Source organism: Convivina intestini (genome assembly GCF_003096575.1).
GTDB lineage: Bacteria > Bacillota > Bacilli > Lactobacillales > Lactobacillaceae > Convivina > Convivina intestini.
The window spans coordinates 325,338-345,129 of sequence record NZ_QEKT01000001.1 but is presented as its reverse complement, the minus strand read 5'-3'; the positions used below and the strand labels follow the sequence as shown (position 1 = coordinate 345,129).

Genomic DNA, 19,792 nt, shown 5'->3' with positions numbered 1-19,792 from the left:
AAACTGTTTTTAGGAATTAATTGGAGGCTAAATTGATGAATGAAGATCAACAACCAATGAGCCGTAGTTTGCGTAATAAGAGTTTGCGTGATAAAGCCGAACACAAGCAAGCTGCAAAACAAGATGCTCATCAAAAGAAGGGCCATGCTCGTTTAATCGTGTTTTTGGTGATGGTATCGCTAGTACTTCTTTCTAGTGCGCCAATTTATGGTCTCATCAGCAATCGTCCTAGCCCCAGTGCCAGTAAAAACAGTAGCAGTAAGAAGGAATCGTCCTCTTCTAAAGCAGAATCAACTAGTTCTTCTAGTTCTGCTAAAAGCAGTACCACTAGCCAAAGTAGTAGTCAACCGTCGGCTGCTAGTGAACACAGTAGTAGCACTATGTCTGAAAGTGCACAGCCAAGCAGTCAACAGCCTAGTCAAAGTACCAGTAGCAGTCAGGCTGCCACTGGTAATACAGCCGTCTTAGCACAAAATCAGACCTTGTACAACTTTGCGGTTTCACACGGTACGACAACTCAGCAAGTAATTAGTTTGAATCCTGGTTTGAATGCTAACAACTATAGTCAGTATGCTGGTCAAGCATTGAGGGTGAAGTAAGTCATAATGACAGAAATTGCACAAAATTTTCAAGTTGCCATTGATGGCCCAGCCTCAGCTGGTAAATCAACCATTGCTAAAATTTTAGCCCACAACTTTCACTATATTTATGTTGATACTGGGGCCATGTATCGGGCCATTACCTTAGCTGCAAAGCTGGCTGGGATTGACTATCAAGATGAAGCAGCCGTTGTCGCCTTATTGCCACAGGTACAGATTGAGTTTAAGCCGGGGAGTCCAGTGCAACACGTCTTCCTTAATGGTCAAGAAGTCACTGAAGCCATCCGGTCACGCGAGATTACCAATCATGTTTCCCAAGTTGCTGCTTATGCAGCTGTCCGTCAAGATTTGGTTGGCCGACAACAACAGTTAGCCCAAGCGGGAGGTGTGGTGATGGATGGGCGTGACATTGGCACGACTGTTTTACCCCAAGCCCAGGTTAAAATTTATTTGATCGCCAGTGTTGATGAACGCGCTCAACGTCGTTACAAGGAAAATCAAGCTCGTGGGATTGCGGCTGATTTACCAACCCTTAAAAAAGAAATTGAACAGCGCGATTACTTAGATTCACACCGCGAGATTAGTCCACTTACCAAGGCTCAAGACGCCCAAGTCGTTGATACGACTGGTCAAAGTATTGAACAGGTAGTGGCTACAATTAGTCAAATCATTAAAAACCACCAAGACAGTTAAGGTGGTTTTTATATTTACCCTATGCAAATTAGCCGGAGTTTGTTAGAATATCCTTATAAGTGTAAATGTAGGAGGACGTTTGACGTCATGAGTGATACAAACAACGAGCTATTAGCAGCTCTTGAAAGTGCTGATCAAATCAAGGTAGGAGATGTCGTTACAGGTGAGGTTTTGGCCATTGATAACGATAATCAGGCAGTGATCGGTCTGCATACCGGTGAAGAAGGAGTTGTGCCAGCGCGTGAGTACTCTGACGATCGTAACGTCAGCTTGGCCGACAACTTGAAGGTCGGAGATACAATCGAAACTGTAGTAATTTCTAACGTAACTAGCGATAAGGAAGGTGTTTCATACCTTCTATCAAAGAAGCGTTTGGAAGCTCGCAAGGCTTGGGAAAAGCTTAGCTTTGGCGAAGGCGATGTTGTTGATGCCAAGGTATTGAACGCTGTCCGTGGTGGTTTGATTGTTGATGTTAACGGTGTGCGTGGATTCGTACCTGCATCAATGGTTGCTGAACGCTTTATTTCAGACTTGAACCAATTCAAGGGTGAAGACATTAAGGCCGAAGTTATTGAAATCGATCCAGCCAAGGCTCGTTTGATTTTGTCTCGTAAGGCAGTTGCTGCTCAAGAACGTGCCGAAAAGTTGGCTGAAGCATTCAACCGTTTGGAAGTTGGCGAAGTTGTTGAAGGTAAGGTTGCTCGTTTGACTGACTTTGGTGCCTTCGTTGATCTTGGTGGTGTTGACGGTTTGGTTCACGTTTCTGAGATTTCTCACGACCGTGTTAAGAACCCAGCTGATGTTTTGTCAAAGGGTGAAACTGTTCAAGTTAAGATTTTGGCTTTGGATAGCGACCGTGGTCGTATCTCATTGTCAATCAAGGCTACTCAACCAGGACCATGGGATGAAGTTGCTGAAAAGGCCCCAGCTGGTACTGTCTTAGAAGGTACTGTAAAGCGGGTTAAGGATTTCGGTGCTTTCGTTGAAATCTTCCCTGGTATCGAAGGATTAGTTCACGTTTCCCAGATTTCACACAAGCGGATTGAAAATCCAGCTGATGTGTTGAAGTCAGGTGACAAGGTTAAGGTTCAAGTATTGGATGTAAAGCCTGCTGAAGAGCGGATTTCACTTTCAATGAAGGCTTTGGAAGAAAAGCCTGCTGATAACAACCGTGAAGAACAAAGTAACCGTGCTTCACGTGCCGACGTAGCTGCATACCAACAAGATGACGATGGTGCTGCAACCTTAGGCGACATTTTCGGCGACAAGCTGTAAGTTATTTTTCAAAGGGGCTGGGTATCCAGTCCCTTTTTTCTTGAAATTGTGAGGTAAGAACATGTCATCACCAATAGTAGCCGTTGTCGGCCGTCCTAATGTTGGTAAATCGACTTTATTTAATCGAATCGTGGGCGATCGAATTGCCATTGTTGAAGACCAACCAGGAGTGACGCGAGACCGTCTGTACGCGCACGCTGAATGGTTAAATTACGATTTTCGTTTGATTGACACCGGTGGAATTGAATTAGGCGATGCACCATTTTTAACCGAAATTCGGGCTCAAGTGGATTTGGCCATTGATGAGGCCGATGTTATTTTGATGGTCGTATCTGGGCGAGAAGGTCTAACCCACGACGATGAAGTCGTGGCTAAAATGTTGTATAAGTGCGAAAAACCAGTGGTTTTAGCTGTTAACAAGGTGGATAACCCGGAAATGCGGAGTGAAGTTTATGACTTCTATGCTCTAGGTATGGGTGAACCTCATCCAGTTTCTGGTTCGCACGGTTTGGGATTGGGAGATGTCTTAGATGACGTTGTTGCTCATTTTCCTGATGAAGCCGCTGAACAAGATGATCCGGCAGTTCGCTTTAGTATTATTGGTCGTCCTAACGTCGGTAAATCTTCAATTGTTAATGCCATTTTGGGTGAAGACCGCATGATTGTATCCAACATTCAAGGAACCACTCGTGATGCCATTGATACCCGTTTTGTTACTAATGACGATGATGAATTTGTCATGGTTGATACGGCTGGTATTCGTAAGCGTGGTAAGGTCTACGAAAATACTGAACGTTACGCAGTTATGCGGGCCATGAAGGCTATTGATGATAGTCAAGTGGTGCTAATGGTCTTGGATGCTGAAACAGGCATACAAGAGCAAGATAAGCATGTCGCTGGCTATGCCCATGAGGCTGGAAAAGCTTTGATTATTGTGGTTAATAAGTGGGATGCGATTGACAAAGACACCCATACGATGACGGATTTTGAGAACTTAATTCGCCAAGACTTTAAGTTCTTAGATTATGCGCCAATTGTCTTTGTCTCGGCTAAGACTGGGCAGCGGTTAGATCGATTACCACAGATGATTTTGGACGTGAATGCTAACCATCAAAAGCGGATACCTTCATCACATTTGAATGATGTCTTGATGGATGCAATTGCTATTAATCCTACACCGACCGATAACGGTCGCCGTTTACGAGTTTACTATGCTACCCAGGTAGCCATCGCACCACCAACTTTTGTTATTTTTGTAAATGATCCAGAGTTGATGCATTTTTCATATCAACGTTTTCTAGAAAATCAGATCCGTTCTTCATTTGATTTTTCTGGGACACCGTTGAAATTAATTATTCGGCAACGTAAATAATTAGTTAAATTTTCATGAAAATTAGCGTAAAAAGCCGTTAGATTAGGCAAAAGGGGTACACATTCAACGTTGCCTGTGCTATCCTATTTCTATGGACGGTATAGCTATGCCTTTCATGAGCTGGGATACGATTAATTCTAGTGACGAAATAAAAAATATTTTCTTATAGGAGAAAAGGAATGGCAAATAAGCAAGAGTTAATTGATTCAGTTGCAATGAAGACTGGATTGACTAAGAAGGATGCCGACAAGGCAGTTGCAGCTGTATTGAGCTCAATTGAAGAAGCCCTTCAAAAGGGTGAAAAGGTTCAATTGATTGGTTTTGGAAACTTCGAAGTACGTGAGCGCGCTGCCCGTAAGGGACGTAACCCACAAACTAAGGAAGAAATCCAAATTCCAGCATCAAAGGTACCAGCATTCAAGCCAGGTAAGGCTTTGAAGGATGCTGTTAAATAATTGATTTTACACAAACGTATCTTCGGGTACGTTTTTTATTTTATCAAATGATAAGGAGCACTCATGCAAATTCGACCAGCCACCATCGCTGATCAGCAGGCCATTATTGCTTTAGAAATGACGATTTTTAAGGATATGGAGTTACCCTTACTTAGTCAATTATCTAACCAGGAAATACAAGATTTGTTATATCAGGTTGCTATAGCAGATCCTAACAGTCGTTGCAGCTATCAAAGAGCCCAAGTAGCCGTGGAAAATGGTGAAGTACTGGGGGTTATGTTTGGATATCCAGCCCAAGACGAACCAATTTTAGATCAAACCTTTCAACAATTTTTGTTAGAAAAGTATGGGATTGATGAATTAGTTTTTCCTGATTCAGAGGTTTATCCCAATGAATGGTATTTAGATTCGTTGGTGGTGGCTGAGACTGCCCGTGGTAAGGGAATAGGTGGTCAGTTATTGGCTGCTAGTGACCAATTAGCTCAAGCAGCTGATTTACCAGTGGTTGGTTTAAATGTTGATGATCAAAATCCTAAGGCTCAGCGTTTGTATGAGCGGGTTGGATTTGAAACAGTTGGTCAATTAATGATTGGACAGCATCAATATAGCCACATGCAAAGAAGTGTGATATAACTATCGTAGAGATTGCTCATATTTTCATTAGCAATCTGGTCGGTTCAGTTATTCCGTAGTTGATCATATGAAGGAGTTCAAAATGAAAGTTGCGATTATTGGTAGTACCCATGCCGGTGTTTTTGCCGCTAAGGAAGTTTTAGCTCAAAATCCGAATGCTGAAGTTCATATTTATGAAAAAAACGATACGGTGTCTTTTCTTTCCTGTGGAATTGCCCTGTGGGTTGGGAATCACGTTTCAAGTCCAGACCGGATGTTTTATGAATCACCAGAGTCTTTAGCAAAACAGGGTTTGCACGTGCATATGCACACCTTGGTGGAAAAGGCTGATTTAGCTGACAAAGCTTTGACTATTAAAGACTTACAAAGTGGTGAACAAACTGAAGAAAGCTTCGATAAGATCGTAATTACTACTGGTTCCAAAGCTGTTAAACCTAATTTGCCTGGCATTGACAGTGACAAAGTTTACCTGGCTAAAAATTGGGCCGATGCCAATGCTTTGAAAAAGGTTAGCGAATATATTAAGAGTGCGATTGTGATTGGTGCCGGGTATATCGGGGCCGAATTAGCTGAACAACTTTCGGTCAACGATAAGCAGGTAACGTTGATTGATGCTTTGGATCGTGTTTTGGCAAACAATACTGATGAAACCTATTCAGATGTTTTTGCTAAGGCCTATCAAGAGCACGGCGTGGAATTGGCCTTGGGACAACGGGTTGAGCGCTTTGAAGAAAGTGACCAAGGTATTACCGTGACAACTGATAAGGGCTCTTATACCGCTGATATTGCGATTTTAAGTATTGGCTTTGTGCCTAATACTAGCCTCTTTGAAGGGCAAGTGGATATGCTGGGTAATGGGGCGATTGTTACAGATCAGTATATGCAAACGAATGTCGCTGATGTCTTTGCGGCAGGGGATGCTAGCACTGTCTTTTACAATCCAACGCAGGAACACGATTATATCCCATTGGCCACCAATGCCGTGCGTCAAGGAATTTTGGTGGGCCGGAACATCGTTAAACCAACGGTTGCCTATCAGGGAACTCAAGCAACTTCGGCCGTGGAACTTTATGGTTTGGCCTATGCCTCTACTGGGCTGAATCAGGCCAGTGCCGTTAAAAAGGGTGTTAAAACTCAGACCGTTACTATTCAAGAAGACTACCGGCCTAATTTCATGTTGACCACCGATAAGGTGACTGCTTCTTTGACATGGGAGGTAGAAACTCGTCGTATCGTTGGGGGTGCTTTCTTATCCAAACACGATATTAGTCAGGCTGCTAACGTGGTTTCATTAGCCATTGAAAATAAGATGACGATTGATCAGTTAGCCATGACTGATTTCTTCTTCCAGCCTAACTTTGACCAGCCAATTAACTATATTTCTTCAGTAGCAATTGCAGCAGCTAGTCAAGCCTAATAAAAAAGTCTATGAAACCAGCTTCGGCTGGTTTTTTTTAATTTTCAACTTATTTTTACTTAATTAATTTTTAATGCTTCCTTTGTAAACTTACAACATTAATTGATGGAGGCACTAAAACATGAATAGAAACAGAAAGCTTGATTGGTATTTAATCGGCATTCTGGTCCTCAGTGCATTTTTATTTGGTTGGGGGATTTGGGATGCTGGCAATGCCAATAGTTATTACACCGCCGCGATTACGTCGATGACGCAAAGCTGGCATAACTTCTGGTATGGCGCCTTTGATCCAGCCGGTTTTATTACCGTCGATAAGCCGCCGGTAGCGCTGTGGTTCATGGCCATTTCAGCTAAAATTTTTGGGATACATGGCTGGTCAATTGTCCTACCCAGCGTCTTAGCTGGTATAGGTTCCGTCTATTTAATGTACCAATTGTTGACGCCTAAATTTGGTCCCTGGGCTGGTCGAATTGGCGCCTTGTTATTAGCTATTACGCCAACGGTAGTGGCCAATAATCGTACCAATAACATGGATGCTATCTTAATTTTTGCCTTACTCTTAGCGGTTTATATCTTGAGCCGGGCGGTATCCAAGAAAAATTTCTGGTTGATCTTACTCAGTTTTGCCCTAGTTGGAATTAGTTTTAACATTAAAATGTTGCAGGCCTTTATGATTTTGCCGGCCATGGTGCTGTATTACTGGTTGGCCATCAAGGTTCCTTGGAAAAAGAAGTTAACCTGGTTAGTAGCTGGTTTTGCTTCCTTAGCAATTTTCACCCTGGCTTATCCAACTGCCGTGGATTCGGTAAGTAAGGACAATCGTCCCTATGTTGGTAGTTCACAAAGTAATTCTTTGCTGGAATTGGCCTTTGGCTATAACGGGACGGAGCGTCTCTTAGGGCAGTCAACTGGTAAAGGCGGTGCCTTTCCAGGAATGGGCACCACTACTAAAAAGAACAGTAAGTCAAATAGCAATACTCAAAATGCCGAAATGACAGCACCTACTGGACAAGCTGGTCAGATGCCAGCGGGCGGCCCTGGAACCAATGGGGGCCAACCTGGTGGAAATGGGCAAAAGCCGACTGGTGCACCAACTGGAGCGGGCGGTCAAAAGCCAACTAATGCTGGTCCTGGTGGCGCTAATGGTAAAACTGGTGGTCCTGGTAAGAATGCTAAGGGTGGCGGTGCTGGTGGGATTGGTAATGCCTTTGCCATCGGTTCTGCTGGTCCATTCCGACTCTTCCAAGCTGATTTGGGATCACAAATCGGTTGGTTCTTACCACTATCAATTATTGGTGGTCTAAGCGGTTGGTTTGCCTTCCGTAATCGTAAAAATAAATGGTATCAGTTTACTGATCAGCAAAAAGAAGTACTTCTTTGGACTGGTTGGTTAGTACCAATCTACGGCTTCTTCTCCGTAGCTGGTTTCTTCCACCCCTATTACACCATTATGTTAGCGCCAGCCATTGCGGCATTGACGGCCATTGGCGTAGTTGCTGTTAAGAAACTGCTGCCAGCAGGTAGTCAAAAGGCTATTTGGGCTAAAGGAATTATTACAACTGGTATCTTATCAACTGTGGCCTTACAGGCATACTATGCTTGGTCTTATTACCCAGTGATTGCAGTTATCCTGATGATCGTAGCCCTTGGTTTATCGACTTGGTGGTGGTTACCAAGTCAAAAGTTACACCGAGTAAAGATTATTTTGTCAGCACTGGTTGTGACGGTATTGGCTGGTTGGTGGGCGCTAACCCCAACTATTGCTCATAACTCAGCAGCGATTCCATTTGCTGGACCATCGCTATTAGCTAAGTCTGGCAGCCAAGATATGATGGGTAGCAGTGTTGATACCAAGTTACTTAGCTATTTAGAAGATCATCAAGGGCAGGCCAAGTATCTGGCAGCTACTGCGGATTCAAATTCGGCCTCAGGTTACATTATCAAATCTAAAAAAGCGGTGATGGCCATTGGTGGCTATAATGGTACCGATCCAACGATGACTTTGACGCAATTTAAGCAATTGGTTGCTAGTGGTCAAGTTCGTTACTTTATTAGTGGGGGTCATTCCAAGTCTTCCACTGGACAAATTGGTAAAATTATCGTCTGGGTTGAAGCTAACGGTAAAAAAGTTAATTACAATAATAGTCAGTCAACCAGTAGTAACAGCGCTAAGGGCGGCATGCAGGCATCGACAACCCTATATGATTTATCAGAAGCTAAATAGGGCTGCTACAATTTAGAAAGGTAGGTTCATCTATGATTATCAGACAAAAAGTTCCCCGTTTAGGATTGATTTTACCGGCCTATAATGAACAAGAAGTCTTAAAAATTACGTTGACTAAATTAAGAATCATTCGTTCGGAATTGGTCAAGAGTGGCGCCATTACGGCTGATAGCTTTATCATGATTGTTGATGATGGTTCTAAAGACCGCACCTGGGCCTTAGTCAATGAGTATGAAGCTACTAATTCGGACATTATTGGGGTAAAACTTTCCCGTAATTTCGGTCATCAACCGGCACTATTAGCGGGGATGTCTGAAGCCAGTAAGTTGGCGGACATTGTGATTACCTTGGATGCTGATTTACAAGATAATCCAGAAATTATCGGGCAAATGGTCGCTAAATACCATGAAGGCTATGAAATTGTTTATGCGGTTCGCTCCAGTCGTCAAACCGATACTTGGTTTAAGCGCAATACCGCACTGGCCTTCTATAAGGTTGCTGCTTGGTTAGGGGTTGATTTAATTCCTAACCATGCCGATTTCCGGTTGATGAGTAAGACTTCGGTCGCAGCTTTGATGAAGTTACCTGAGCGTAATCTCTTCTTACGGGCAATGGTACCTTTGTTAGGCTATCCATCCACTGAGGTGACCTATGAACGTGGTAAACGCCAAGCTGGTCAATCAAAATATCCGTTGAAAAAAATGTTGACCTTTGCCATTGATGGTATTACTAGTTTCAGCGTTAAACCAATTCGCTTCCTCTTTGATTTAGGTGTTTTAGTGGTTGGGGTAGCCGGTATTGAAATTATCTATACCATTTTTGAAAAATTATTCGGTAATCCCCAAAGTGGCTGGTCGTCTTTGATGATTTCGATTTGGCTTCTGGGGGGGATTAATCTAATCGCAATTGGTGTTGTTGGTATTTATATCGGTAAAATCTTTACTGAAGTTAAACAACGACCTCGCTTCCAGATTGAAAATGTGACTGGTCTGAAAGATCCACAAAATCAAGCTGATATTTCAATTTATAAATCAGTTAGTGCTAACTAGTGAAAAGGCCCTGCGGGGTCTTTTTTTCTGGCTGTTTAATTAGGATATAATGGGAGTTACAATACAAAGAGGATAAAATGATGACTAAAAAATTACATTGGTGGCGTTATTGCTGGCTGGGATTGGGTCTTACAATCATTGGGTTGGGTGCTTTGATTTGTTTTTATCATCCCAAAGATCAAGTAAAAGAACTAACCCCTAGACCAGCTGATACGGTCCCAACCTTTTATTTGCATGGCTATGGCGGTACTTATAACTCAGCTAAAAATATGATTGCTGCGGCCCAAAAGCAACCCGGTGTGCAGCGAGTGTTAATTGCCCGAGTAAATAAAAATGGCGAGGTTGAATTTGAGGGGAATTGGTCAGCCGGGGTGAAAAAACCAGTGATTCAGGTAGTCTATGAAGATAATCGTAATTCCGATTTTCATCATAATGCTGCTAATTTTCATCAAGTAATGACCAGCTTACAGGGACGTTATCACTTTAAAAAATTCAATGTGGTGGCCCATTCCATGGGCAATTTGACACTGATGTATTATCTAGCTGATTATGGTCAGCAGCGACAGTTACCACAATTAAATAAATATGTGGCGATTGCCGGGCATTTTAATGGGATTCGTGCCATGGATGATCCAGCTAATTCAAATCAACTAGCTGCAGACGGACGTCCAGAGCTGATTAAATCCTATTATCAGTATTTACTAGATCATCGTCAAAATTTTGATATGACGACTGTTGATGTATTAAATATTTATGGTGATTTAGAAGACGGCAGCCACTCAGATGGCAGTGTTACCAATGTCTCTTCCCAGTCTTTGAAATATTTATTGGGCGATCAGGTTCACTCATACCGGGAATTACTAATTAAGGGCAAACAGGCCCAGCATAGCCAACTCCACGAAAATAGTACGGTTGATCAAGCAGTTATCAAATTTTTATGGGACTAATAATTTGTAATTTAAAATAACTTATTGTATGATAAAAAAGTTAAATAATATCTGGGGTACCACTTTTGGTTGAGATTATACCCATCGAACCTGTCAGGTTAATACCTGCGAAGGAAGATAGCAATCTGGATGAAAAACCACTGGTTTCTGTGTTCTTTAGCACGGAATCAGTGGTTTTTATGTTAACCACAGTGGTTCCTCTTGCAAAATGGAGGGAATGAACATGCAACAAGAAACAAAGTCAACGAGCTGGCATTTACAAGAGGTTATTTGGTTAGCCTTAATTGGGATTGCCTTTGGTTTGATTTACTGGCTAATGGATTCAGTGTATCAGGTTACCGGCGTGCTTTTAGGAGCCGTTGGTTTACAGCCGCTCAATGACGAATTAACTTTAGGTCCTTGGATGATGGCCGGTCCCTTAGCCAGTTATTTGCTACGGCGAGTTGGAGCCGATGTCTTAGGGGAACTATTGGGTGCCGCTGGTGAAATGCTTTTAGGTGGGACCTTTGGGGTTAGCACCTTGTTGTCTGGTGTGATTCAAGGGGTCGGTTCAGAATTAGGCTTTGCTTTAACTGGCTATCGCAATTGGAAAACTGGTTTATGGTTGTCAACTTTGACGGGAACGATTGTCACCTTTGCCTGGTCAATGATTAAAAGTGGCTACCTGCACTATAGTTGGTCCATGCTTTTGATCCTATTTATCGCCCGCTTTATCTCAATCTTTATTTTTGCGGGCGTGTTGGTTTATTGGATTGTGAACCTTTTGGAACGGTCACAAATTTTAAAAAAGCGATAAAGAATGATCAAAGAGGAAAGTTATGGCTTTAGTAACCCAGCAGCTAACCCTTGCTTATGATCAAACTGTGATTATTGACAACTTGGATTTTTCCTTGTCTGTGGGAGAATTCACGCTCCTAATGGGACCTTCAGGGAGTGGCAAATCCACCCTTTTGAAGGCCATGGCTGGTCTATATCCGCAGTTTGGCGGGCAAGTTAACGGACAAATCACCTTGGATCAAGTTTCGGTCAGTCAATTACCGGCTAATCAACGGGCTGAAAAAGTTGCCTTACTTTTTCAACACCCAGATGAACAGTTTGCCATGCCGACGGTTTCCGAGGAATTAATCTTTGCTTTAGAAAATCTAGCTTTACCGGCGGAAGAGATTGACCGACGAATTACCTGGGCCTTAGATAAGGTTGGTATGGCTGATTTTTATCATCGTTCCTTTATCACATTATCGGGCGGAGAACTCCAGAAAATTGCCCTAGTAGAGACCTTAGCCTTAGGTGCTAAATATCTACTGTTAGACGAACCTTTTGCAGCCGTTGATACCAAGGCTCGGGCAGAATTACAACTTCTTTTAAAAGAATTGGTTCAAGAGGGTTATGCTATTTTGGTTTCAGATCACGATGCCCAAGGCTATCTACCGCTGATTACGAATTTATATCAGCTAAAAGACCGTCAGTTAGTATGGCAAGAGCCCAAACAATGGGAAAATTTTGCCTGGCAGTCTCAAAGTTATCATTTAGCAAAACCACAGGTATCGGCAGAACTATTTACCTTTAATGCTTTTAATCTGAGCAGTGGGGGGCAGGGCCTCTTAGAAAATTATCAGGGACAAATAGCTGCCAATGCAGTCAGTCTGATTACTGGCCCCAATGGCGTCGGAAAGTCGACCCTATTAAAGGCCTTAGCTAAATTACAACCCTACCAAGGAGAGTTATTTTATCAGCAACAATTGGTCAGTAAAATTGCTCGTAAAAAATATTTTAAACAGGTGGCCTTAGTTTTCCAAAATGCCCGGGAGCAGTTTTTAACCATTACGGTTCAAGAAGAAATTAAGCAAGTACTAGCTCATTCTAATCAAAAAAACTATTGGACCCAGGAAAGAGTGGATCAGGTTTTAACGACCTTACAACTGGATAACCATCGTGGCCAATCGGTTTATGTTCTTTCAGGTGGACAACAAAAAAAGCTACAAGTTCTTTTGATGTTGATCATGTCTCCGAATGTTTTATTGTTAGATGAACCCTTGGCGGGACTAGATGTAAAGAGTGCCCAAATCTTAGTTAGCCTAATTGATACTGTGCAAAAGGACTGCCACTTGTCATTAGTAATTATTTCACACCAAATCCAGCCCTTAGTCCCAATTTTGGATTATCATCTGGTATTTACGCCGGGACAATTAAACGATAGTCAGGAGGTAAGGTCATGAATTTGACGCAGCGTTTTATATTTTCCTTGATTATTTCATTGGAAGTGGCCTTTACGCAGTCGATTTGGGCCAATCTCTTGCTAGTATTTTTAAGTGTTCTCTCACTATTATGGCGTCGGATTTCGGTAAAACGGCTGCTGGGTTATTTACTCTTGGCGGCAATCCCCATGATTGGTACGTTTTTATCCTTTTACCTGTACGGTTCCGGAACAGCCAGCCAAAATCTTCATTTTGGTGGCGTTATGGCCAGTCGAATTTTAACTTTTGTCTATGTCGGTGCTTGGTTTAGTTACCGATTAGATGTCTACGAATTAATGGCCTCTTTGGAGCAAAATTTACGACTGTCGACGACCTTTGTCTATGGTATTTTAGGGGCAGTAAGTTTTATTCCTCGTTTTAAACAGGCCTTACAAAGTATTCGAGCGGCCGGCTTGATGCGGGGACAGGCCTTATCAATTCTTTCGCCAACCTTGTATTTTAAAGCGATTATTCAAGCTTTAATTTGGTCGGAAAGCCTAGCAATGGCGATGACGGCCCGCGGTTTTCAAGAAGGAGGCCAGCGGTCTCATTATCGTTTATATCCATACCGTCCTTTTGGTTGGCTTATCATTGTTGTAGTTAGCCTAGTTTGGCCCATTAGCATTATTTTATTTCATATCTACTAAAAAAGCCGTTCAATTAATTTGAACGGCTTTTAACTATAATCATTTTCATTTAAAATCCGGTAGGCCAGTGACTCGCTAAAAATTAAGTCAGTGACGAGGCCAGCCCGTAAAGCGCCCAGGGTTGCTTGGGACTTGGATTTACTGCGAACCAGACAAATTCGCTTAGGCACTTGTAAAATGCGATCAAGTGACAGGCCAAAAACCTTATCTTGGTTTGGATTAAGAATCCGTCCCTGGTTATCAAAGGGCCGACCATAAATCATACCGACAATTTGCTTGCTGGCTATATTAGGGAAAAGTTGGTCTAAATGGTCGCGCCAAATTGGAATTGACTGTAAGGATCCCAAGGTGCCAATCCCAGTGATGAGGGTATCCATTTTAGCGGCCATGTTGAGCGTATTGGCTAAAGAAGGTTCCTGGGTCAGGTTTTGGCGCAAGTCATCATTAGCTAAATACAGCGGCGCTGGCAAAGTTAGGAACTCACCGCCGACTTTTTTAGCCGCTTTTTCGACAATTGGCATGGCACCGGCCATCGAATTGTATTTCATATTATCGCCGATAAATTGGGTGAACTTTATCTGATCCAATGGCGCGGTACTAATACTTTCGACCAGGCTAAGCATGGTATCCCCCCAAGCAGCCCCAACAATATGGTCATTATCGAGTAAATGCTTGACTAAGAGGTTAGCAGCATACTTAGATAGGGATTCCTCGGTAGCCGTTGAAGTAGCGCTATCTTGGATGATATAGCAATTGGTTTGCGGGAATTCCTCTTTAAAAACTTGCTCAAGTTGAGGATTACGGCTGGCTAGGGCGGTGATTTCAATCTTCACCACGCCAGTTTTGACTGCCTCATTGAGATATTTATTAATTAGATAGCGGCTGAGGTCATATTTTTCGGCAATTTGACCAAAAGACTTTTTGTTTAAATAGTAGTCCTCAGCGATTTGAGCTAGGACATTAGTGGTTACCATGTAAGAATCTCCATCCCGTTAAATTCATCTATTAAGTAGTATAAACTAACATTTTTTAACAAGCAAAAAGAAAGTGATATAAGTCACTTAATCGCTAATGCGGATTTTACCTTTGGGGGGCTTAATTTAGCTAAATTTATTTTAATTTTTAAAAAATAAGATAATTTAATCTAATTTTTCAAAGACTTAGCTTTACTTTTGGTAGCAATCCAACTAAAATAATAATTGTGAAGCAGGTTACATTGATTAGAAAAAAGTAAGGAGATAATGCATGGTAGATATGGACGAAGTCCTTAATATTCACGCCGCTCATCAAGGGGTTTTGGACATCAAATCCGAATTCGATATTAAGACCAATACTGATTTAGGAGAGGCCTATACTCCTGGAGTGGCTGGTTTAGCAAAGTTAATTGCTGCTGATCCTCAAAAAAAGAAGCTTTATACCATGAGTGGGAAGTTGATTCCAATCATCACTGATGGATCAGCTGTCTTGGGCCTAGGAAACATTGGACCAGCGGCTGGTTTGCCAATTGTGGAAGGAAAGGCACTGATTTACAAGAACTTTGCCAACGTGGATGCCATTCCAATGGCTTTGGATCAGGTTAGTGAAGATGAATTTGTGAACACTGTTAAAAATATGGCGCCTTCTTTTGCGGGAATCCATTTGGAAGATATTGCAGCACCACGGGTATTTAACATTGAAAAGCGTTTGAGCGAAGAATTGGATATCCCGGTTTATCACGATGACCAAACCGGAACTGCCATTGTTGTTTTGGCTGCCTTAATTAATGCGGCGAAGGTGGTTGGTAAGCATCTCAGTGATATGAACATTTTAATTAATGGAATGGGGGCCGCTGGTGTTGCCACAGCTAAGATTTTGTTAGCTGCTGGTGCTAAAAAGTTGACCTTGGTTGATATCCATGGGGTCGTGCATATTGATGATATGCGTTATAACGAATTCCAACGTCAAATTGCACAAGAAGTTGTTCAAACACCAGGATCCACTTTGGATGAAGTGATTGCTGGACAAGACGTTTTCATTGGTTTGTCGGATGCCAATGTTTTGACTAGTGAGCAAGTGGCCCAAATGGCTGATCAAGCGATTGTGTTTGCCTTGGCCAATCCCGTACCCGAAATTTTGCCAGAAGAGGCAAAAGCTGGTGGCGCAGCCGTAGTGGCAACTGGTTCATCACAGTGGCCTAACCAAGTTAACAACGTTTTGGTATTCCCTGGCTTGTTCAAGGGACTGTTAGAGACCGACTTGAAGCATGTTGACATGGATTTGGAAGTCAATGTTGCGCAAGGTTTGGCCGACTTGGTTCAAAATCCTACAGCAGATGATATCGTTCCTGGTGTCTTTAGCGAAGGCGTGGTGGCTGCGGTTAGCCAAAAAGTGGTTGATTACGCTAAGGCTCAAGGTTAATTAGTTATGACAGCAGTTATTCGGCCAATTTATTTGCAGCAATCACGGTTTAAAAAGGTCTGGGAAGATTTTTTAACTGCTCGCGGGGTTGATAATTTTGCGCCCGAGGAGTTAGCCCAAATTGAAATCACTTTGGGGATGTACGACGAGGTCGATAACTTGGTGGGTACAGGTTCAATTGCCAACGAAGTAATCAAATATGTCGCAGTCTGTGATAAGGGTAGTGACCAAAAGGGCGCTCGCTTTAATACTTTGATTACAGCCTTATTAAATCAAATGGCCCAATGGGGTCGCTTTCATGCTTTTGTTTTCACCAAGCCGGAATATCGGGTTAGTTTTGAACACGTTGGCTTTAAAAGTCTAGCGGATAGTTCAACCGGAGTCATATTAGAACGGGGAACGCCCAATATTGATGATTACTTAGCTAACTTACCGAAAGCACCCCAACCGGATCGAAATATTGCTAGTATTGTGATGAATGCTAATCCCTTTACCAGGGGACATCGCTACTTAGTTGAACAGGCCGCTCAAGCCAACGATTTTGTTTATGTTTTTGTGGTCAATCAGGATGCTTCGCTCTTTACAACCCAAGAACGAATGGACTTAGTTGCTGCTGGTTGTGCTGATTTACCAAATGTAGTCGTAGTTAACGGCGGCGATTATATGGTGAGTTTCTTGAGTTTTCCATCGTATTTCATCAAGAATCCTGACCAAGTGATTGGCTATCAGACTACTTTAGATGCGCGATTGTTTAAAAATAAGATTGCGCCGGCTTTACGGATTAATCGTCGTTATCTGGGCAGTGAACCACAATCGCATACGACCAATATTTATAACGAAACCCTGCAAAAAGAATTGCCACCGGCAGTTGAAGTGATTATCGTGCCTCGTTTGCAAGCAGATGACAAGCAAGTAATTGTCTCCGCTCGGGACGTTCGGCAGGCCATTGCTCAGGGCAATCAAGCTGGTTGGGAAAACCTTGTACCAGCTACCACTGGGCAATTTATCACCGGACACTTAGCCCAATTACAGGCGCGAATTGAGAAAGGACAGCAGATTAATGGAAATTAAGAAAACCGCTATGGCGGGAACATTAGAATCCTCAGATATCCAAATTATGCTGAGCCAAGGTAGTAATGGCTTAGAATTTGATTTGGTTTCTGATGTCGCTAAACAGTTTGGAAAGGCTATTCAAGCCACCATTACTGATGTATTAAATACCTATGATATCCATGATGCCAAGGTTAAAGTCGTTGACAAAGGGGCCTTGGATATGGTGGTTAAGGCTCGAGCAATCACGGTTGTGCAACGGGCCTTGGACATGGCTGATGAGCCAGATTGGAAGGTGATTTAATGGTTGCTGAAGAACGTTTACGTCGGACAATGATGTTTGTGCCCGGTAATAACCCGGCCATGGTCAAAGATGCTGGAATTTTCGGTGCTGATTCAATCATGTTTGATTTGGAAGATGCTGTGTCAATTACCGAAAAAGACGCTGCCCGCTATCTAGTTTATGAAGCCTTAAAAACTGTTGATTACGGTAATGCTGAATTGGTCGTTCGAATCAACGGCTTGGACACACCTTTCTATCAAAATGATATTAAGGCCATGGTTAAGGCTAATATTGATGTTATCCGTTTGCCAAAGGTTGAATCCGCTGAAATGATTAAAGAATTAGAGCGACTAGTTGAATCTGCCGAAAAGGAATTCGGTCGTGAAGTTGGTTCAACTCACTTGATGGCAGCGATTGAATCAGCTCAAGGTGTGGTCAACGCCAATGAAATTGCGGCTGCTTCAGATCGGATGATTGGTATCGCCCTATCAGCTGAGGATTACACTACTGACATGAAGACTCACCGTTACCCTGACGGTCAAGAATTGCTTTATGCTCGTAATGTCATTTTGCATGCTGCCCGAGCAGCTGGCATTGCTGCCTTTGATACGGTCTTTACTAATTTGGATGATACGGAAGGATTCTATCGTGAAACGCGCTTGATTCACCAACTTGGTTTTGATGGTAAGTCCTTGATTAACCCTCGCCAAATCGCGATGGTTAACGAAGTTTATCAACCAACTGCCAAGGAAATTTTGAACGCTCAAAACGTGATTGCTGCCATTGAAGAAGCCCGTCGTAAGGGTTCTGGTGTAATTGCTATGAATGGTCAGATGGTTGATCGACCAGTCGTTTTGCGGGCAGAACGTGTAATGCGGTTAGCTAAGGCTAACAATTTAGTGGATTCGGAGGGAAACTACATTGAAAAATAAAGTGAATCGCGAAATACCAGATGAAATTTTAGCCAGCACTGGTTACAAGCCCTTTGAAAGCGTTGAATATGGTCACCAAGTCAACCAACGCGTAGCGCCAAAAGTTCGAGCAACTACTGGTCCAAGTAAGGTTGTGGAATCAATTGATAAAATTGTGGAAGAGACTGTCCGCGATGGCATGACGATTTCATTCCACCACCATTTCCGTGAAGGAGACTTTGTCTTCAACATGGTCATGCGCAGTATTATTGACCATGGTTTGAAGGATCTAACGCTAGCGCCTTCTTCTTTGACCAATGTTATGAATGACATTGTGGTTGAAGCGATTGAAAAGGGGGTTGTTACCAACATTACTTCTTCAGGAATGCGTGGTAGTTTGGGAGATGTTGTCTCTCACGGCGCCTTGAAGAACCCCGTAATTTTCCGTTCGCACGGTGGTCGTGCTCGGGCCATTGAAAATGGTGACATTAAGATTGACGTGGCTTTCTTGGGTGTACCAAATGCCGATGAAATGGGAAATGCTAACGGTATGAATGGTGAAACGGCCTTTGGTTCTTTGGGTTATGCTTTGATGGATGCCCAATATGCCAATACTTTGGTTTTGATTACTGATGATTTGAAGCCTTATCCAAATACCCCAGCCTCAATTAAGCAAACGCAAGTTGATTATGTCGTTAAAGTGGACAAAGTTGGTGATCCAGACAAGATTGGTTCCGGGGCAACTCGTTTCACCAAGGATCCTAAGGAACTCCAGATTGCTAAGATGGTCAATGATGTCATCATTCATTCACCATACTTTAAGGAAGGTTTCTCCTTCCAGACTGGTTCTGGTGGAGCAGCTTTGGCGGTTACGCGTTTCTTGCGCCAAGCCATGTTGGATAATCACATTACAGCTTCCTTTGCTTTGGGTGGTATTACCAAGCCAACCATTGATTTGTTAGAAGAAGGTCTTGTTAAAAAGATTATGGATGTCCAAGACTTTGATAAGGGCGCTGCCTTTTCAATGAAGTCTAACCCTAATCAACAAGAAATTGATGCTTCTTGGTACGCTGATCCAGCTAACAAGGGGGCAATGGTCGATAAGTTGGACGTTGCTATTTTGTCCGCTTTGGAAATTGACACCAAGTTCAATGTTAACGTTATGTCTGGTTCTGACGGAGTCATTCGTGGGGCCATTGGTGGTCACCAAGATGCTGCTACCGCCAAGTTGACGATTATTTCAGCGCCATTGGTTCGTGGTCGAATTGCTACTATCGTGCCAGATGTGACAACTGTCATCACACCAGGTGATTCAATTGATGTCGTTGTGACTGAAATTGGTTTGGCGATTAACCCTAAGCGTACTGACTTAATTGAAGCGCTTTCCAAGGTACCTGGTTTGCCAATCTATACGATTGAAGAATTGCAAGAACGGGCTCAAAAGATTGTGGGAACCCCAGAACCATTGCAGTTTACTGACCGAGTAGTTGCTTTGGCAGAATATCGTGATGGTACTTTGATTGATGTCATTAAGCAAGTCAAAGATTAATTGTTATTGATGCAACAGCCGGGCCATTTACTGGCCTGGGTACATAATTTTATAGGA

Annotated in this window: 19 protein-coding genes and 1 riboswitch; of the genes, 18 read left to right on the top strand and 1 reads right to left on the bottom strand. The window is 42.7% G+C overall.

Annotated features, from left to right (window positions below; all coding sequences use genetic code 11):
- The first annotated feature begins 35 nt into the window (after nucleotides 1-35).
- The 13 genes from C7384_RS01610 to C7384_RS01550 all read left to right on the top strand — a co-directional run bounded on the left by C7384_RS01610 (nucleotide 36) and on the right by C7384_RS01550 (nucleotide 13,545).
- Nucleotides 36-599, top strand: coding sequence for a LysM peptidoglycan-binding domain-containing protein (locus C7384_RS01610; protein WP_089937786.1), 564 nt, complete (start codon nucleotides 36-38; stop codon nucleotides 597-599).
- 15 nt (nucleotides 600-614) lie between these two features.
- A complete protein-coding gene (gene cmk / locus C7384_RS01605; RefSeq protein WP_089937935.1) occupies nucleotides 615-1,292 on the top strand; it encodes a (d)CMP kinase in 678 nt (225 codons plus the stop codon).
- Between the two features lie 87 nt (nucleotides 1,293-1,379).
- Nucleotides 1,380-2,567 (top strand): 30S ribosomal protein S1, encoded by a 1,188-nt coding sequence (gene rpsA, locus C7384_RS01600; protein WP_089937784.1) that lies wholly within the window; start codon nucleotides 1,380-1,382, stop codon nucleotides 2,565-2,567.
- Nucleotides 2,568-2,628: 61 nt separating this feature from the next.
- The gene (gene der / locus C7384_RS01595; RefSeq protein WP_089937782.1) at nucleotides 2,629-3,939 is read left to right on the top strand and encodes a ribosome biogenesis GTPase Der; all 1,311 of its coding nucleotides are present in this window, start codon (nucleotides 2,629-2,631) and stop codon (nucleotides 3,937-3,939) included.
- Nucleotides 3,940-4,118: 179 nt separating this feature from the next.
- On the top strand, nucleotides 4,119-4,394 hold the full coding sequence (locus tag C7384_RS01590) for an HU family DNA-binding protein (protein WP_089937780.1): 276 nt from the start codon (nucleotides 4,119-4,121) through the stop codon (nucleotides 4,392-4,394).
- 63 nt (nucleotides 4,395-4,457) lie between these two features.
- Nucleotides 4,458-5,027 (top strand): GNAT family N-acetyltransferase, encoded by a 570-nt coding sequence (locus C7384_RS01585; RefSeq protein ID WP_089937778.1) that lies wholly within the window; start codon nucleotides 4,458-4,460, stop codon nucleotides 5,025-5,027.
- Between the two features lie 82 nt (nucleotides 5,028-5,109).
- On the top strand, nucleotides 5,110-6,444 hold the full coding sequence (locus tag C7384_RS01580; RefSeq protein WP_089937777.1) for an FAD-dependent oxidoreductase: 1,335 nt from the start codon (nucleotides 5,110-5,112) through the stop codon (nucleotides 6,442-6,444).
- A gap of 121 nt (nucleotides 6,445-6,565) precedes the next feature.
- Nucleotides 6,566-8,668, top strand: coding sequence for an ArnT family glycosyltransferase (locus tag C7384_RS01575; protein ID WP_089937775.1), 2,103 nt, complete (start codon nucleotides 6,566-6,568; stop codon nucleotides 8,666-8,668).
- 32 nt (nucleotides 8,669-8,700) lie between these two features.
- The gene (locus tag C7384_RS01570; RefSeq protein ID WP_089937773.1) at nucleotides 8,701-9,717 is read left to right on the top strand and encodes a glycosyltransferase family 2 protein; all 1,017 of its coding nucleotides are present in this window, start codon (nucleotides 8,701-8,703) and stop codon (nucleotides 9,715-9,717) included.
- A gap of 80 nt (nucleotides 9,718-9,797) precedes the next feature.
- Complete coding sequence (locus tag C7384_RS01565) at nucleotides 9,798-10,664, top strand: alpha/beta hydrolase (protein ID WP_165806757.1); 867 nt, start codon at nucleotides 9,798-9,800, stop codon at nucleotides 10,662-10,664.
- A gap of 42 nt (nucleotides 10,665-10,706) precedes the next feature.
- Nucleotides 10,707-10,797, top strand: a riboswitch (TPP riboswitch).
- A gap of 90 nt (nucleotides 10,798-10,887) precedes the next feature.
- The gene (locus C7384_RS01560) at nucleotides 10,888-11,460 is read left to right on the top strand and encodes an ECF transporter S component (RefSeq protein ID WP_089937770.1); all 573 of its coding nucleotides are present in this window, start codon (nucleotides 10,888-10,890) and stop codon (nucleotides 11,458-11,460) included.
- A gap of 22 nt (nucleotides 11,461-11,482) precedes the next feature.
- Nucleotides 11,483-12,880 carry an ABC transporter ATP-binding protein gene (locus tag C7384_RS01555; RefSeq protein ID WP_089937768.1) on the top strand — a complete coding sequence of 466 codons (1,398 nt, stop codon included), beginning with the start codon at nucleotides 11,483-11,485 and terminating at the stop codon, nucleotides 12,878-12,880.
- Nucleotides 12,877-13,545, top strand: a complete 669-nt coding sequence (locus C7384_RS01550; protein WP_089937766.1) for an energy-coupling factor transporter transmembrane component T family protein — start codon at nucleotides 12,877-12,879, stop codon at nucleotides 13,543-13,545. Before C7384_RS01555 ends, C7384_RS01550 begins: the two co-directional genes overlap by 4 nt.
- Before the next feature lie 29 nt (nucleotides 13,546-13,574).
- Here the strand turns inward: C7384_RS01550 and C7384_RS01545 are convergent, their stop codons facing one another.
- Nucleotides 13,575-14,519 carry a sugar-binding transcriptional regulator gene (locus tag C7384_RS01545; protein WP_089937764.1) on the bottom strand — a complete coding sequence of 315 codons (945 nt, stop codon included), beginning with the start codon at nucleotides 14,517-14,519 and terminating at the stop codon, nucleotides 13,575-13,577.
- A 271-nt stretch (nucleotides 14,520-14,790) separates the two neighbouring features.
- Here C7384_RS01545 and C7384_RS01540 point away from each other — a divergent pair, with 271 nt between their 5' ends.
- From C7384_RS01540 to citF, 5 genes are read left to right on the top strand one after another with little or no spacing between them, the layout of a single operon-like run.
- Nucleotides 14,791-15,942 carry an NAD(P)-dependent malic enzyme gene (locus C7384_RS01540; RefSeq protein WP_089937763.1) on the top strand — a complete coding sequence of 384 codons (1,152 nt, stop codon included), beginning with the start codon at nucleotides 14,791-14,793 and terminating at the stop codon, nucleotides 15,940-15,942.
- Nucleotides 15,943-15,948: 6 nt separating this feature from the next.
- Entirely contained in the window at nucleotides 15,949-17,013 is a 1,065-nt protein-coding gene (gene citC / locus C7384_RS01535; protein WP_089937761.1) for a [citrate (pro-3S)-lyase] ligase, read from the top strand.
- Nucleotides 17,003-17,296, top strand: a complete 294-nt coding sequence (gene citD, locus C7384_RS01530) for a citrate lyase acyl carrier protein (protein WP_089937759.1) — start codon at nucleotides 17,003-17,005, stop codon at nucleotides 17,294-17,296. Before citC ends, citD begins: the two co-directional genes overlap by 11 nt.
- Nucleotides 17,296-18,207, top strand: coding sequence for a citrate (pro-3S)-lyase subunit beta (citE, locus tag C7384_RS01525; protein ID WP_089937757.1), 912 nt, complete (start codon nucleotides 17,296-17,298; stop codon nucleotides 18,205-18,207). The genes citD and citE overlap by 1 nt, the downstream gene beginning before the upstream one ends.
- Nucleotides 18,197-19,735 (top strand): citrate lyase subunit alpha, encoded by a 1,539-nt coding sequence (citF, locus tag C7384_RS01520; protein WP_089937754.1) that lies wholly within the window; start codon nucleotides 18,197-18,199, stop codon nucleotides 19,733-19,735. Before citE ends, citF begins: the two co-directional genes overlap by 11 nt.
- Nucleotides 19,736-19,792 lie beyond the last annotated feature (57 nt).